Source organism: Pseudomonas sp. WS 5010 (assembly GCF_012985565.1).
Lineage (GTDB): Bacteria > Pseudomonadota > Gammaproteobacteria > Pseudomonadales > Pseudomonadaceae > Aquipseudomonas.
Map to the genome: position 1 here is coordinate 456,345 of NZ_JAAQWQ010000002.1, position 16,479 is coordinate 472,823.

General features: G+C 61.8%; 8 protein-coding genes. 5 read left to right on the plus strand and 3 right to left on the minus strand.

Going from position 1 to position 16,479, the window contains the following annotated elements:
• Nucleotides 1–55: 55 nt before the first annotated feature.
• From mapR to HBO11_RS06850, 3 genes are all read right to left on the minus strand, one after another.
• Nucleotides 56–1,465, minus strand: a complete 1,410-nt coding sequence (mapR, locus tag HBO11_RS06840; RefSeq protein WP_169951788.1) for a GntR family transcriptional regulator MpaR — start codon at nt 1,463–1,465, stop codon at nt 56–58.
• Nucleotides 1,466–1,600: 135 nt separating this feature from the next.
• Complete coding sequence (gene ccoG, locus HBO11_RS06845) at nt 1,601–3,016, minus strand: cytochrome c oxidase accessory protein CcoG (protein ID WP_169951786.1); 1,416 nt, start codon at nt 3,014–3,016, stop codon at nt 1,601–1,603.
• A gap of 195 nt (nt 3,017–3,211) precedes the next feature.
• Entirely contained in the window at nt 3,212–3,451 is a 240-nt protein-coding gene (locus HBO11_RS06850; RefSeq protein WP_169951784.1) for a DUF3203 family protein, read from the minus strand.
• A 121-nt stretch (nt 3,452–3,572) separates the two neighbouring features.
• On the opposite strand from HBO11_RS06850, the gene HBO11_RS06855 reads away from it, so the two are divergent.
• The 5 genes from HBO11_RS06855 to HBO11_RS06875 all read left to right on the plus strand — a co-directional run bounded on the left by HBO11_RS06855 (nt 3,573) and on the right by HBO11_RS06875 (nt 16,447).
• Nucleotides 3,573–4,067 carry an MgtC/SapB family protein gene (locus tag HBO11_RS06855; protein ID WP_169951782.1) on the plus strand — a complete coding sequence of 165 codons (495 nt, stop codon included), beginning with the start codon at nt 3,573–3,575 and terminating at the stop codon, nt 4,065–4,067.
• A gap of 369 nt (nt 4,068–4,436) precedes the next feature.
• The gene (locus HBO11_RS06860) at nt 4,437–6,410 is read left to right on the plus strand and encodes an alpha-1,4-glucan--maltose-1-phosphate maltosyltransferase (RefSeq protein WP_169951780.1); all 1,974 of its coding nucleotides are present in this window, start codon (nt 4,437–4,439) and stop codon (nt 6,408–6,410) included.
• Between the two features lie 155 nt (nt 6,411–6,565).
• A complete protein-coding gene (gene treS, locus HBO11_RS06865; protein WP_169951778.1) occupies nt 6,566–9,880 on the plus strand; it encodes a maltose alpha-D-glucosyltransferase in 3,315 nt (1,104 codons plus the stop codon).
• 43 nt (nt 9,881–9,923) lie between these two features.
• Nucleotides 9,924–12,152: a 1,4-alpha-glucan branching protein GlgB gene (gene glgB / locus HBO11_RS06870; protein ID WP_169951776.1), complete on the plus strand. Its 2,229-nt coding sequence runs from the start codon at nt 9,924–9,926 to the stop codon at nt 12,150–12,152.
• 128 nt (nt 12,153–12,280) lie between these two features.
• Complete coding sequence (locus HBO11_RS06875) at nt 12,281–16,447, plus strand: hypothetical protein (RefSeq protein WP_169951774.1); 4,167 nt, start codon at nt 12,281–12,283, stop codon at nt 16,445–16,447.
• Nucleotides 16,448–16,479: the final 32 nt, after the last annotated feature.

Genomic DNA, 16,479 nt, shown 5'->3' on the forward strand with positions numbered 1-16,479 from the left:
TGCCGGAGGGTGCCTTCCTACGGCAGCGGCTGGCTGATCTATTTCAAGGTGTCTTTCAAAACGAACGGACAATCCGCCCTAGCGTCTCCATGGCCTTTTCCGCCGACTCGTCCCAAGGGCTGCCGTAGTTCAGACGGATGCAGTTACGAAAACGCTGGGTCGGTGAAAAGATCGGCCCCGGCGCAATGCTGATGCCCTGGGCCAGGGCCATCTGGAACAGCTTCAACGAGTCGGTCTGCTCCGGCAATTCCAGCCACAGGAAGTAGCCGCCGGCGGGTTGGCTGACCCGGGTCTGCGCCGGGAAGTAACGGCCGATGGCGGCGAGCATCGCGCTTTGCTGTTCTTCCAGGGCATAGCGCAGTTTGCGCAGGTGCCGGTCGTAGCCGCCGTGTTGCAAGTAGTCGGCAATCGCCGCCTGGGCCGGCATCGAGGCACACAGCGAGGTCATCAATTTCAAGCGTTCGATCTTCTGCGCATAGCGGCCCGCGGCCACCCAGCCGACGCGGTAGCCGGGGGCCAGGCTCTTGGCGAAGGAGCCGCAGTGCATCACCAGGCCTTCTGTGTCGAAGGCCTTGGCGGGTTTGGGCGCCTGTTGGCCGTAGTACAACTCGGCGTACACATCGTCTTCGATCAGCGGCACCTGATGCCCACGCAGTAACTCGACCAACTCCTGCTTCTTGGCCTCTGGCATGGTGGCGCCCATGGGGTTCTGGAAGCTGGTCATGCACCAGCAAGCCTTGATCGGGTAGCGTTCCAGGGTCTGGGCCAGCACCTTGAGGTCAATGCCATCGCGCGGATGCACGGGGATTTCCACCGCCTTGAGCTTCAGGCGTTCCAGCACTTGCAGGCAGGCATAAAACGCCGGGGCCTCGATGGCTACCAGGTCGCCCGGTTCGGTAACTGCTTGCAGGCACAGGTTCAGCGCTTCGAGGGCGCCGTTGGTGATCAGCAGTTCTTCCATGGGCAGCATCAGGCCACCGACCATGTAGCGCAGGGCGATTTGCCGGCGCAGTTGCGGGTTGCCCGGCGACATATCGGTGACCACCATGCGCGGGTCCATCTCGCGGCTGGCGCTGGCCAGGGAGCGGGCCAGGCGTTGCAGGGGGAACAGCGTCGGGCTGGGGAAGGCCGAGCCAAAGGGCACGGTTTGCGGATCCTTGATCGAATCGAGCACCGAAAACACCAGCTCACTGACGTCCACCTCGGTGGATTCGTGGACATGGGCGCTGACCGCCGGCTCCGAGAACGGGCTGGGCGCATGGGTATTGACGAAATACCCTGAACGCGGCCGCGCCCGGATCAGGCCACGGCGCTCCAACAGGTAATAGGCCTGGAACACCGTGGACGGGCTGACGCCGTAAGTCTGGCTGGCATAGCGCACCGACGGCACGCGCTGGCCCGGTCCGAGGACGCCGGAGCGGATCAGTTCAGCGATGTCGTCGGCAAATTTCTCGTAGCGTTTCATCGTGATCCTAGGTTCTACACAGGTCAAAACGTGGGAGCGGGCTTGCCCGCGATGGCGGTGTGTCAGTAGCCGATAGTTTGACTGACACAGCGTAATCGCGGGCAAGCCCGCTCCCACAGGGGGGGGCTTGCGGGCTCAGCGGTTCAGCGGCGCCACAAAACGGCTGTCGGCGACACTATAAACACTTGGTTCATCCCTATCCGTCACCTTGAAGCGGATGGTTTGCGAGCTGCTGGTCGGTTTGTCACTGGTCAGCGCCACCGACACCGGCACATCGGTGATTTCCCCGGGCGCCAGGCTGACTTCGGTCTTGCCTTGCAGCTCAAAGCCCTCGCCATCCACCAGTTCCAGGCGGTAGTCCTGGCGCTGTTGGGTCTTGTTGATGATCTTCAGGCTGTAGATGTTCTCGATCAGCCCCTGGCTGTTCTCGCGGAACATCCCGCGGTCCTTGGTCACGTCCAGCGACACCATCGGCCGCTGCACCAATGCCATCACCAGGGCCGCAATCATCACCAGCAGCACCGCACTGTAGCCGATCAAGCGTGGCCGCAGCAGGTGGGTCTTGCCGCCTTGCAACTGATGCTCGGAGGTATAGCCCACCAAGCCTCGCGCATAGCCCATCTTGTCCATGATCGAATCACAGGCATCGATACACGCCGCGCAGCCGATGCATTCCATTTGCAGGCCGTCGCGGATATCGATGCCGGTAGGGCAGACCTGCACGCACAACTGGCAGTCGATGCAGTCGCCCAGGCCAACGTCCGCCGGGTTCACCTCGCGCTTGCGCGGGCCACGGCTTTCGCCACGGGCAGCGTCGTAGGAAATGGTCAGGGTGTCCTTGTCGAACATCACGCTCTGAAACCGCGCATAGGGGCACATGTGCATGCACACCGCCTCGCGCAGCCAGCCGGCATTGATGTAGGTGGCGCCAGTAAAAAACAGCACCCAGAACAGGCTGACACCGCCCATCTGCCAAGTCAGCAGCTCTTCGGCCAAGGGCCTGATCGGCGTGAAGTAGCCGACAAAGGTCAGGCCGGTCAGCACACTGATCGCCAGCCACAGCGTGTGCTTGGCGGCCCGGCGCGCCAGTTTGTTCACGCCCCAGGGCGCGGCCTGCAGCTTGATCCTTTGGTTTCGCTCGCCTTCGGTGACCTTCTCGCACCACATGAACAGCCAGGTAAACGAACTTTGCGGGCAGGTGTAGCCACACCAGACGCGGCCGGCAAACACGGTGATCGCAAACAGGCCAAAGGCACAGATGATCAACAGCGCCGACAACAGGATGAAGTCCTGGGGCCAGAAGGTCGCGCCAAAAATATGGAACTTGCTTTCAGCCAAGTCCCACAGCACGGCCTGGCGTGAGTCCCAGTTCAGCCACACAGTGCCAAAAAACGCGAGGAACAGAAAGCCTGCACCGCTTACGCGCAAGGTGCGGAACAGGCCGGTGAAACTGCGGGTATGGATCTGGTTGTCGCTGGATTTGGCCTTCATCTTCTTTGGATGTGCAGGCTCGAAATGTTCTACTAATCGGACGGGGATTCTATCGCTCATGGTCTTTCGCTCATCAGCCTCCATCAGGCAGATGAACTATGCGACGCGATCTGTTTGCATAACAGACTCAGGTAAATCGATAAAAAGCGGATCAGATGGGTTTTTGCGCCGGCGCTGCGACAATGTGCAGCACCCCGCAAGCCGTGGGGCCGGTGCCTGGATCAACAGTGCACGCGGCATGCTGATCCAGATCAATCAAATCACCGAATCACCCGCGCTGGCCTTGAGGTGCTTGCGCCCGTCAATGGCGCCGGCGACGGTCAGGGCGTCGGCTTGTGCCTCGGTGATGTAGATGCGCTGGCCGTCGATTTCGACTGCCGACATCGATTTTTCGCTGTCGGTAATCACCGTCACCTCCAGCACGCTTAGGCGTTGCTCTTCACCGCTGTCGTCGATCTTGAAGTAGCAGGTCTGGTTTTCGATACGTACGGGCATGGTCTTCTCCTGGTTGATCGGTGCTGTTCGTTAGGTGACGCACACGGGCCAATGGTTCGGCGCAACTGACTGGCGGTCGTTGCTGTCCATCCTTTATCCCCCCTACGAAAAGGACAGGACCATGGACGCCTGGTGGCAAGAAGTCTGGCAAACCCTGCAAAGAGAATTCGCCGATATCGGCGATGCGCGGCAACTCACGCAAATCACCGTGCGCCTGCTGATTGCCGCGATTCTGGGGGGCATCCTGGGGTTTGAGCGCGAACAAAAAGGCAAGGCCGCCGGCGTGCGCACCCATATGCTGGTGGCGATGGGTGCGGCCTTGTTTGTGCTGGTGCCGCAGATGGGCGGTTCCCAGGCCGACGCCATGAGCCGGGTGGTGCAGGGGGTGATCGCCGGCATCGGCTTCCTGGGCGCAGGGACGATCCTCAAGGGCAAGGAGGAAGAGGCCGGCCAGCACGTCAAGGGCCTGACCACCGCAGCCGGCTTGTGGATGACCGCCGCCATCGGGGTGGCGGCGGGGCTGGGCAAGGAGTCCACCGCGGTACTGAGCACCGTGCTGACGCTAGCGGTGTTCAGCGTGATGCCAAGGATTGTGAAGCTGCTGGACAAGCCCTAGTTGCGGGCGCCTACACGATAACCGGCGGTATCGTTGTCGGCGGTTCTTCCTTTGCCGGAGGCACGCTTTGCGGCGGCTCTTGTTGAGGAATCGGCTCTGGCTCGGTCGGCGGCAAGGTAGGCTTATCAATGTTCGGGTCAGGGGTTTGGGCAGGAATCGGGATATTCATCGCGGTGGCCTCGTTTGTGCTTTGCTCAATCGGTGGACAACCGCCATGGCCGATTGATTCCCGCCCGGTGGCGGCACATCCATCTGAACTTTCCGTCGGCCACCGGGCTCGGACCTTATACGGCCCGCCCGGGAAGAGCCCGCCTGCTGCACAGACAATCAAGCACAAGAGCGTCCATGGGGCGTAAGGGGAGATGCTCGATGACGGCTGAAATACCCGTATTACCGCTGTCCCAGGCACTGTTGCTGCCCAGGATCGCCATTGAAGACACCATGCCGGTGATTGATGCCGGTGCATTCGCGGTCAAGGCCGTGCAAGGGCAAGCCATCCACGTTACCAGCAAGGTATTCGCCGACGGGCATGACCAGTTGGCCGTGTTGATTCGCTGGCGGTCGTTGAGTGAAGACAACTGGCACAGCGCGGTCATGGCAGACAAGGGCAACAACACCTGGGAAGGCACCTTTGGTGTAAGCCAGCAGGGCCCGCACCACTATTGCATCGAGGCCTGGATCGATCATTTCGCCAGTTTCTGCTACGAACTGGGTAAAAAACACACCGCCGGGGTTCCTGTCAGCCTGGAGCTGCAGGAAGGCCGCCAGCAGGTCTTGCAAGCCGCTGAACGCAGTGAAGGTGAGCTGCAGGAGCACTTGCAGCAACTGCATCACCAACTGTCCGGGCTGCTGGAAACCGAGCAGGTCGCGCTGTTTTTGCACGAACACAGTGCACAGCTGATGGCCCAGGCCGATTTGCGCCCCTACTTGAGCATCAGCCCGGTGTATCCACTGGATGTGGAGCGCCCCCAAGCGCTGTTTGCCAGTTGGTACGAGCTGTTCCCGCGCTCGATCACCGATGACCCGACGCGCCACGGCACGTTCAATGACGTGCATTCGCGCCTGGCGATGATCCACGACATGGGCTTTGACGTGCTGTACTTCCCGCCGATCCACCCCATCGGCCGCAGCCACCGCAAGGGCAAGAACAACTCCCTGAGCGCCGGCCCCGAGGATCCCGGCAGCCCCTATGCGATTGGCAGCGAGGAGGGCGGCCACGACGCGATCCATTCGCAACTGGGCACCCGCGAAGATTTCCGCCGCCTGGTAGCCGCCGCCGCCGAGCATGGCCTGGAGATCGCCCTGGACTTTGCCATCCAGTGCTCCCAGGACCACCCGTGGCTCAAGCAACACCCAGGTTGGTTCAACTGGCGCCCGGACGGCACGATCAAATACGCGGAAAACCCGCCAAAAAAATACCAGGACATCGTCAACGTTGACTTCTATGCCGCCGATGCGATCCCCAGCCTGTGGTTGGAGTTGCGCGATATCGTGCTGGGCTGGGTCGAGGAGGGGGTCAAGACCTTCCGCGTCGACAACCCCCACACCAAGCCGCTGCCGTTTTGGCAATGGCTGATCAGCGACGTACGGGCCCAGCACCCCGAGGTGATCTTCCTTGCCGAGGCCTTTACCACCCCGGCGATGATGGCGCGCTTGGGCAAGGTCGGTTACTCCCAGAGCTACACCTACTTCACCTGGCGCAACACCAAGGCCGAACTCAGCGAGTACTTCACCCAACTCAACCAGTCGCCCTGGCGTGAGTGCTACCGGCCGAACTTTTTCGTCAATACACCGGACATCAACCCAGGCTTTCTGCATGAATCCGGGCGCCCGGGCTTTTTGATCCGCGCTGCACTGGCCACCATGGGCTCGGGCCTGTGGGGGATGTACTCGGGCTTTGAACTGTGTGAAAGCGCGCCAGTGCCGGGCAAGGAAGAATACCTGGACTCGGAAAAGTACGAGATCCGCCCCCGGGACTTCAGCGCCCCCGGCAACATCATCGCCGAGATCGCCCAGCTCAACCGCATCCGCCGGCAAAACCCGCCGCTGCAGACACACCTGGGCCTGACGCTCTACAACGCCTTCAACGACAACATCCTGTACTTCGGCAAGCGCAGCGAGGATGGCAGCAACTTCATCCTGATCGCCGTCAGCCTCGACCCGTTCAACCCCCAGGAGGCGCATTTTGAGTTGCCGCTGTGGGAGATGGGCCTGCCGGACGACGCCCAGGTGCAGGGCGAAGACCTGATGACTGGCCATCGCTGGACCTGGTACGGCAAGACCCAATGGATGCGCATCGAGCCCCATATGCCGTTTGGCATCTGGCGCGTCACCCAGTCTTGATGCTGGCGGCGATCGAATGTGGGAGCGGGCTTGCCCGCGATAGCAGTGTGTCAGTCACGTATCCATCAACTGATCCAGCGCTATCGCGGGCAAGCCCACTCCCACATTGACCAAGTCCTGTCTGTCAATTTTTTTGAATTTTCCAGGAGTTTCCAATGGCGAAGAAACCCAAGGCTGCCACCTTTATCAAAGACCCGCTCTGGTACAAGGACGCGGTGATTTACCAGGTTCACGTCAAATCCTATTTCGACTCCAACAACGACGGCATCGGTGACTTCCCCGGGCTGATCGCCAAACTCGACTACATCGCCGACCTGGGCGTGAACACCATCTGGCTGCTGCCGTTCTATCCCTCGCCACGCCGTGACGATGGCTATGACATCGCCGAATACCGTGGCGTGCACAGCGACTACGGGACCATGGCCGACGCCAAGCGCTTTATCGCCGAGGCGCACAAGCGCGGCCTGCGGGTGATCACGGAACTGGTGATCAACCACACCTCCGACCAGCACCCGTGGTTCCAGCGCGCGCGCAAGGCCAAGCCTGGCTCCAGCGCGCGGGATTTCTACGTGTGGTCTGACGACGAGCAGAAATACGACGGCACCCGCATCATTTTCCTCGACACCGAAAAGTCCAACTGGACCTGGGACCCGGTCGCCGGCCAGTACTTCTGGCACCGCTTCTATTCCCACCAGCCGGACCTCAACTTCGACAACCCGCAAGTCATGAAGGCCGTGCTGTCGGTGATGCGCTACTGGCTGGACATGGGCATCGACGGCCTGCGCCTGGACGCGATTCCTTACCTGATCGAGCGCGACGGCACCAACAACGAAAACCTCCCCGAAACCCACGATGTACTCAAGCAGATCCGTGCCGAGATCGACGCCAACTACCCCGACCGCATGCTGCTGGCCGAAGCCAACCAATGGCCGGAAGATACCCAGCTGTACTTTGGCGACCAGAAGGGCGACGACGGCGATGAATGCCACATGGCCTTCCACTTCCCGCTGATGCCGCGCATGTACATGGCGCTGGCCCAGGAAGATCGCTTCCCGATCACCGATATCCTGCGCCAGACCCCGGAAATTCCCGCCAACTGCCAATGGGCGATTTTCCTGCGCAACCATGATGAGCTGACCCTGGAAATGGTCACCGACAAGGAGCGCGACTACCTGTGGAACTACTACGCCGCCGACCGCCGCGCGCGCATCAACCTGGGGATTCGCCGGCGCCTGGCGCCACTGATGGAACGCGACCGGCGCCGCATCGAGCTGCTCAACAGCCTGCTGCTGTCGATGCCCGGCACACCGACCCTGTATTACGGTGATGAAATCGGCATGGGCGACAACATCTACCTCGGCGACCGCGACGGCGTGCGTACGCCGATGCAATGGTCCATCGACCGCAACGGCGGGTTTTCCCGTGCCGACCCGGCCAGCTTGGTGCTGCCACCGATCATGGACCCGCTCTACGGCTACCAGTCGGTCAACGTCGAAACCCAGGCCCAGGACCCCCATTCGCTGCTGAACTGGACCCGCCGCATGCTGGCGATCCGCAAGCAGTCCAAGGCCTTCGGGCGCGGCAGCCTGAAAATGCTCTCACCGAGCAACCGCCGGATCCTGGCCTACACCCGCGAATACACCGGCGTCGATGGCAAGCACGAAATCATCCTGTGCGTGGCCAACGTGTCGCGCACGGCCCAGGCGGCGGAGCTGGACCTGTCAGCCTTTGCCGGCATGGTTCCGGTGGAAATGCTCGGCGGCAACGCCTTCCCGCCCATTGGCCAGCTGAATTTTCTCCTGACCCTGCCTCCTTATGGCTTCTACTGGTTCGTGCTGGCTACCGAAAACCAGATGCCCAGCTGGCATGTGGAACCGGCCCAGAGCCTGCCGGACTTCACAACCCTGGTCCTGAAAAAACGCCTCGAAGAGTTGCTCGAAACGCCGTGCCGCACCACCCTGGAGCAGACCTCGTTGCCCAGCTGGCTGCCCAACCGGCGCTGGTTTGCCAATAAAGACTCGGCCATCGACCGCGTGCATATCGCCTATGGCGTGCGCTTTGGCGATGCCCAGCATCCGGTATTGCTCAGCGAGATTGAAGTGACCAGCGGCGGGCAGACCAGCCGTTACCAACTGCCATTCGGCTTGCTCGGCGAAGACCAGTTCACCAGTGCCTTGCCGCAACAACTGGCCCTGGCCCGGGTGCGCCGGGTGCGCCAGGTGGGCCTGATCACCGATGCCTTCAGCCTCGACAGCTATATCCGTGCCGTCATCGACGGCCTGCGCGCCCAAACGGTGCTCAGCAGTAACGACGGCGAGATTCGTTTCGAACCCACCCCGCACTTGGCCGAGTTGCCGGTAGGCGATGAGTTGCAAGTGCGTTACCTGGCGGCCGAGCAGTCCAACAGTTCGGTGGTGGTCGGCGAAAGCCTGGTGCTCAAGTTGATCCGCAAAGTCAGCGCCGGGGTTCACCCGGAACTGGAAATGGGCGCCTACCTGACCGCCGCCGGCTACAGGCATATCTCGCCATTGCTGGGCTCGGTGATCCGGCGCGATGCGGCGGGTGAGGACAATCTGTTGATGATTGCCCAGGGCTATCTCAGTAACCAGGGCGACGCCTGGGCCTGGACCCAGAACAACCTCGAGCGGGCGATCCGCGACGAGCTGGCCGAAGCGATCTCCGAGCAGGAGCAACACTACAACGCCCTGGGTGAACTGGCAGATTTTGCCGGGTTGCTCGGCCAGCGGCTGGGGGAAATGCACCAGGTGCTGGCCGCGCCAACGGCCAACCCGGACTTCAAGCCTGAAGTCACCTCGGTCAAGGACAGCCAGGGCTGGGCCAAACAGGTGGGGGCGCAGATTGAACGCGCCTTGCAGTTGCTCAAACAGCATCAAACCCAATTGAACCCCGCCGACCAGGCGTTGGTCACTCAACTGCTGGGGCAAAAAAAGGCGATTGCCAGCCATGTGCAGGACCTGGCGAAAGCCACGGTGGGCGGCTTGCGTATCCGGGTCCATGGTGATTTGCATCTGGGCCAGGTGCTGGTGGTCAAGGGCGATGCCTACCTGATCGACTTCGAAGGCGAACCTGCACGGCCGCTGCACGAGCGCCGGGGCAAGCACAGCCCGTACAAGGACGTCAGCGGCGTACTGCGCTCGTTCGACTATGCCGGCGCCATGGCCCTGAATGTGCAAGGGCAGGGGCTGGATCACTCGGCCGACGCCGATGCGGCACGCCAGCGTGTCGCCGATCGTTACCTGAGTGAAGCGCGCCAGGCATTTATCCAGGCGTATCAACAGGCTACGTCTACACTGGCGCATGGCTGGCAGGATGCCAAAGGGGCGGATGCGGCACTGGCACTGTTCAGCCTGGAGAAGGCTGCGTATGAAGTGGCCTACGAGGCAGAGAACCGCCCGACCTGGTTGGCGGTGCCCTTACGCGGATTGCACGGGTTATTGCAAGGTTATTAATGACGTTCAGTCCAAGCGCGCGAACGTCAAGGTGGGAGAAACCATGAGCTTTACACATAAAGAACCGCTGCAATCGAAGTTCGCTGTCATGCCTGCGCCCAAGGATATCGAAGCCCTGGTGCGTGCCGAACATCCGGATCCTTTTGCGATCCTCGGCCCCCATGACGATGAGCAGGGCGGCCAGGTTATCCGTGCATTCCTGCCGGAAGCCTTGAGCGTCCTGGTGCTGGCCCGCGACAGCGGCGATGTGCTCGGCAGCCTCGACGCGACCCCAGTCCCTGGCTTGTTTATCGGGCATTTCTCCACGCGCCAGGGCTACCTGCTGAAGATCCAATGGGCCGGCGGCGAGCAGATCACCGAAGACCCCTACAGCTTCGGCCAGTTGCTCGGCGAGATGGACCTGTACCTGTTTGCCGAGGGCAATCACCGCGACCTGAGCAGTTGCCTGGGCGCCCAGGTAATGAGTGTCGAGGGTATCCAGGGCGTGCGTTTTGCCGTGTGGGCACCCAATGCCCGCAGGGTTTCGGTGGTCGGCGACTTCAATATCTGGGACGGGCGCCGCCACCCGATGCGCCTGCGGCATCCCGCCGGGGTCTGGGAGATCTTTATCCCGCGCCTGCATCCGGGCGCCGCCTACAAATACGAAATCCTCGGCGCCAGCGGCATCCTGCCGCTCAAGGCCGACCCCATGGCCCTGGCCACGCAGTTGCCGCCCGACACGGCGTCGAAAGTCGCCGCGCCGTTGCAAGTGGACTGGGCAGATGAAGCCTGGATGCGAACCCGTGGCGAACGCCAGGCGCCCAGTGCGCCGTTGTCGATCTATGAACTGCACGTGGGTTCCTGGCAGTGCGAGCTCGACGAATTGGGCGAAGTGTCACGCCAATACGGCTGGCGCGAGCTGGGCGAGCGGCTGATCCCCTATGTGCAGCAACTGGGGTTTACCCATATCGAACTGATGCCGATCATGGAGCATCCCTTCGGTGGTTCGTGGGGCTACCAGCCGCTGTCGCAATTTGCGCCCAGCGCGCGCTTCGGCTCACCGGATGAGTTTGGCGCCTTCGTCAACGCCTGCCACCAGGCAGGCATCGGCATCATTCTCGACTGGGTGCCGGCGCATTTTCCCACCGATACCCACGGCCTGGCCCAGTTCGACGGCACTGCGCTGTACGAGTACGGCAACCCGCTGGAAGGTTTCCACCAGGATTGGGACACGCTGATCTACAACCTGGGGCGCACCGAAGTCCACGGTTTTATGCTGGCCTCGGCGCTGCACTGGCTCAAGCATTTCCATATCGATGGGCTGCGGGTGGATGCGGTGGCGTCGATGCTGTATCGCGACTATTCACGCAAGGCCGGCGAGTGGGTGCCCAACCGCCACGGTGGGCGCGAGAACCTCGAAGCCATCGACTTCCTGCGGCATTTGAATGACGTGGTGGCCCTGGAAGCCCCCGGCGCCCTGGTGATCGCCGAGGAGTCCACGGCCTGGCCGGGCGTCAGCCAGCCGACCCAGCAGGGCGGCCTGGGCTTCAACTACAAATGGAACATGGGCTGGATGCACGACTCGCTGCATTACATCCAGCAAGACCCGGTGTACCGCGCCCATCACCACAATGAGCTGAGTTTCGGCCTGGTGTACGCCTGGTCCGAACGTTTTGTGCTGCCCATTTCCCACGATGAAGTGGTGCACGGCAAACACTCGTTGATCGACAAGATGCCCGGCGACCGCTGGCAGAAATTCGCCAACCTGCGGGCCTACCTGAGCTTCATGTGGATGCACCCCGGCAAAAAGCTATTGTTCATGGGCTGTGAATTCGGCCAGTGGCGCGAGTGGAACCACGACCAGCAACTGGACTGGTACCTGCTGCAATACCCGGAGCACCGCGGCGTGCAAAAACTGGTGGGCGATCTCAACCGCCTGTACCGCGAAGAGCCGGCGCTGCACGAGCAGGACGCCGCGCCCCAGGGCTTCCAGTGGCTGATTGGCGACGACGCGATCAACAGCGTCTATGCCTGGCTGCGCTGGAGCAAGGACGGCAAGGCGGTGCTGGTGGTGGCCAACTTCACCCCGGTGCCCCGCGAGGCGTACACGGTGGGCGTGCCTTTTGCTGGCACTTGGAAAGAGCTGATCAACAGTGATGCCGACACCTATTCCGGCTCCAACTACGGCAATGGCGGTGAAGTCTTTACCCAGGACGAGCCGCGCCATGGGCAGCCGGTGTCACTGGCGTTGAATCTACCGCCACTGGGGGTGCTGATCCTGGGCCAGGAATGAAACCCAAGGAGCCGGCCAGCCGGCTCCTTGGGATGATCTGACGAACGTTGTTACCAATCCTCTGGAGCATCTTCTTACAGGCGCTCCACACAAGGGTGTCTGTGTATCCTTGCCAGAGGCGAAAGGCCATGACGTCTGTCCACCTGAATGCCCCACCTCCCGCTGTCGCTCTTTCTCACGTGCAGCCGGCCAACGCCCAGGCCAGTTCCGGCCTGGCGCTAGTGCAGCCGACCACGCAAGCAGCCGATTCTTACCAGGCGCAACTGCGCGGAAAACTGGCGGATCTGGACGAAATATCTCGGGTGCTACACCAACTCAAAACATCGGACGGCCCCGGCGGCGATCTGAATAAAAGCCTGTTCCTCAACAAAGATTCACCGTTGATCCCGCCCAACGGCTCCACCCAGCCAGGCACCAATCGGCTGGACAACATGCTCAGGTTCTATGGGGTTGTGCCGGCCGATCCGAAGACGCCTGCGCAAGTGCAGGCGGCGCTTGATGCCACGCAAGATGCCCGCAGCGAAATGGCCCTGGGCCTGGATGATGGGGCCACTGATGTGGACGGTTTACTGCAACCGAGCACTGAGCCCGCTATCGCGGCATGGGTCGCCGAGCAGGAGGCCACGTCTAAAAAGCCCCTGCTCAGCCTGTTGACCGAGGGCCTCTCGCCACAGGCCCTGGCCAAAGCCCAGGGCACGCCGGCCGCCGTGCTCGAGCTAATACTCAAATCCCCCCAGGCCAAGGCGCTGCTTGAACAGTTGTTGAGGCACCTGGGCGGCGCGCCGTTTCCCCTCGATGGGGTGATTGCTCCCCAGGTAAAGGTCAAGTTGCTGGTGAAGGCCCTGACCTTGAGCCTGGACCCATTGCACGGGCGCAAACCTGGGCATATTGCCGGTTTTGATCTGGCTTCACGTGACCTGGCGAACCAAAGCTATCCGGCGATCAAGACGCAATTTCGCCAGCACCTGGTCGACTCCAGGCAGTTGTCCGCCGACCAGGCGCATCTGGCGGCCTACGTTCTGCGCGCCCGGTTCCCGGCCGATTTTTCCGTACGTGATGTGCCCGCCGACCTTGCGTATCAGGGATCGGCAGTGTGGGTGAATTTCCAGCACGGCGTCAGTTTGGCGGAGGCGATCCGGCCCGGTTCGTCGCGCAGCATGGGCTTCCAGGAGCTGGTTGACCTGCCGGGCAAGTTCAGCGAACAAGCCACCACCGACGCCCAGTGGGCGCTTATCACATCGACCCGTATCCCGGCGACCCTGGATTGGGCGGTGGTGCAGGGGGTAATCGCGCACAAAGACAGCTATTTGCAGGAGGACATCAACAAGGCGGTCACGGCGTTTGATGCCCATCTTGATCGGGTGGTCGCGGCAACCCAGCAAATGGCAGCCGATGTGCCGATGCGCAAGGATTATTTCGAGCGCATGGAGAAGGGTACCTCGCGTACCGAACTGCTGAGCATGATCAGCCCGATTTTTGCCCTGTACCGGCACATGAGCGGTGAGAAAATCACCCCCTCGGACATCCGCTATCAATACCCTGTGTATGACGAAGATCAGTTCCAGGGCAAGTTTGACCAATACCTGGCCGACACCAAGGTTGCCTATTCACAACTTATCCGCAGCCAACTGACCCAGTTGCCCATAAAGGATCGCACAGCGCTTGAGCAGGGTGACGTCACCGTGTTTGCCCTGCGCACAAAGCCCGGCCCCGGCCATGAGACGGATGAAGAGAAACGGGCCGCCGTGACACGCCCGGCGTTTATTCTCAAGGCCGTGCATGACGGCCAGACAAACTACTACGAAATCAATCCGCTCAAGGGCATCGCCCGGCGCCGCGACGACTTGCAGCCGATCCTGGAGGCCTACAATCCTGCGGACAAAAGCTATGGCAAGGACTTCATCTCTGTTGAGCACGCCGCAGACGGCGTGCCTAGCGAAGAGTTGGTGGTGCGCAATACCCGCCCCGACAGCCGGGCCGAGTTCAAGCAGCAGTGGGCCGCCTACACGGCAGGCAAGGGGCCTAGACCCAAGAGTTTTTCGATCGTGGTGCCGCAACAGCTTGCGCACTTCGCCGCGACGGGAAACCCATCCAAAAGTTTGGTGCCGCGCACCTTTGACTCCGAGCGTTCGGTCGCCATTGCCAAGGCCATTACCACGGATCTGTTTTATGTCGATGAGGACACGCTCAAGCAATGGGCCGCGTCGGACCCCGCCCGGGAAAGCGCAGCGCATAAAAACGATGAAGCATTCTGGGAGCGGGTCAAAGGCGTCGGCCAAATGGTTATTCCGTTCTGGAGTGGTATTGAGAACCTGGTCAACGGCAACACCAAGCAGGGCATCATGGAGCTGGTGGTCGATGGGCTACTGACCTTCGCCAGCCCGGCGGGCAAGCTGGCAGCAGGCTCGGTGCGCCTGCTGTCCCAGGCCGGCAAGATCGGCGTGCGCGCACTGCTGCCAAAATTTGCGCCCCTGGTGAAGAAGTTCGCGGTTTCCGTGGCGCGCAATCTCAACCCCCTGGACCCGGTGATGCCCGCGCTGAACAGCGTCGGGAACCGTCTGATGAAGCACGGGAGCCTCCAACTCAAGGAGGTCCAGGCCGGCATTGCGAAATTCAGACAATCGGCCGCCCTTGAACTGCCTGGCAGAGGCCGTTACGACATCACCCAGCAAATCCCCCTGACCGCCAGGCCCCTGGCGCCAGGCCAGACTGTACGGGTGGCCGAAGGCATCACCAGTGACCAGGCCCGCGTCCTGCATCGGCGCACGCACAGCGATGTGGTGGTCGGTGATGACGTCTATCGTTATCGCCCGAAAAACCCCGAGAGCCTGATCAAACTGGGCGGCCCCAGCGATACCGAGCCATTTGAAGGCTTCGTATTGACCTGTGGTGTCGGGGGCCGGCGTTTCAAGCGCGATCTGGGTGACCTGTGCTACACCAAGCAAATCGAACCTGGCGGCACTCCGATATTTCAGGACGCCCAGGCCCTGGAGCATCGCCGCCTGATTCCTGGCGCGGGCCCGGTGAAAGGGCCACGCACGGTGATTCACGAACACCGTCGCTACCGCGTCAACGAAGCAGGCAACCAGGAACTGCTGCCGATGGCCAGCACCCAGCCTGTCACCTACAAAAACCGTACCTCTGGCACCGTGGTCAATGAGCCGGACTTTGGTTACGACGACTTCGGCGTGCCCCGGGCGCTCAATCAGGAAACGCTGGTGATCAAAATGGATGCCATCAGCGATTTGAGCAACGATCAGCGCGTCGTCAGAGGGCTCAAGATCGACCATGCTGGCCAGCAATACGTGATGGTCGAGGGCGATACCGGGGTGTATTTCTTCGCGCCGCTGGACGGCACCGGCAAGCTGGACTTTCATCGCCTGACCCGCAGTGGCCCACTGGACCTGGAGTTCATCCGCCGGTACGACCACTACAAGGATGTCTACAGCTTTGTGGCGCAGGGACTGCCGGATAACCCGCTAGTGGTACTGCCCAGCCTTGAGACCCTGATCAAGAAAATTGTCGCGGATGAGCCCATGTCGCCTGCGGAAATCGACCACTTGGTCAAGGTCCTGCGCGCACTTCCCCCCGAAAAGCAGCGTGAAGTCTTGATGGGGGTGTATGCCGCCGGGAGCAACCCTGGGCATGTGGTGGTTGCGGCAAAACCGGTGCGGCTCTCGCCGATCAACAAACCGGCGGACTTCGCCCTGTTGCCGACCGAACAGCAGAACCATTTATATGCACAGGGCGGCAGCAAAGCGGTTGAGGAGCAGTTCCAGGCCACGGGCATAAGGTCGGCCAATCAACAGGTTCCCGGCCTTCCCGCAGAGGTCGTTCGCAGCCAGACAGCCACGGAGATGGTGGGCTGGCTCTACACCCGCACTGGGGCGCCCAACTATTCGCAAATGGTCCTCAAGACCGGTGCCGGCAATTGCGACCAGATGGCCAAGGTGGCGGTGGATACGATCAACGCCAGTGGCGGCAATGCGCGGATCGCCCAGGTCAAGGGGCATACATTCGCCGTGGTCGGCGGGCCGCCCGGCCAGCCGCGCAGCAAAGGCTTCACGGGGCCGGAATGGGACGAGGCGTGGGTGGTCGACCCGTGGGCCGGCATCTCCTGCAAGGCCGCGGACTATCCGGCCCAATTCAAGGCGCGGATGCAGGAGTGGAGCCAGTCGGGCCGGCGCATCCTGATCAGCGACGGGGGCACGCCGCCGCGCTCGGTGTGGAGCGACCCCATGGAGCCACGCTGGATCCGCGCCACCGTCGATGGCGAGGCGCAGGTGTTTCAATAGGACTGCGTAACGCCGTGTGGCGTGGTGCTCCA

Excerpts from the sequence above, each read along its gene's own strand:
- mapR (WP_169951788.1), bottom strand. The coding sequence starts at position 1,465 with ATGAAACGCTACGAGAAATTTGCCGACGACATCGCTGAACTGATCCGC.
- ccoG (WP_169951786.1), bottom strand. The coding sequence starts at position 3,016 with ATGAGCGATAGAATCCCCGTCCGATTAGTAGAACATTTCGAGCCTGCA.
- HBO11_RS06850 (WP_169951784.1), bottom strand. The coding sequence starts at position 3,451 with ATGCCCGTACGTATCGAAAACCAGACCTGCTACTTCAAGATCGACGAC.
- HBO11_RS06855 (WP_169951782.1), top strand. The coding sequence starts at position 3,573 with ATGGACGCCTGGTGGCAAGAAGTCTGGCAAACCCTGCAAAGAGAATTC.
- HBO11_RS06860 (WP_169951780.1), top strand. The coding sequence starts at position 4,437 with ATGACGGCTGAAATACCCGTATTACCGCTGTCCCAGGCACTGTTGCTG.
- treS (WP_169951778.1), top strand. The coding sequence starts at position 6,566 with ATGGCGAAGAAACCCAAGGCTGCCACCTTTATCAAAGACCCGCTCTGG.
- glgB (WP_169951776.1), top strand. The coding sequence starts at position 9,924 with ATGAGCTTTACACATAAAGAACCGCTGCAATCGAAGTTCGCTGTCATG.
- HBO11_RS06875 (WP_169951774.1), top strand. The coding sequence starts at position 12,281 with ATGACGTCTGTCCACCTGAATGCCCCACCTCCCGCTGTCGCTCTTTCT.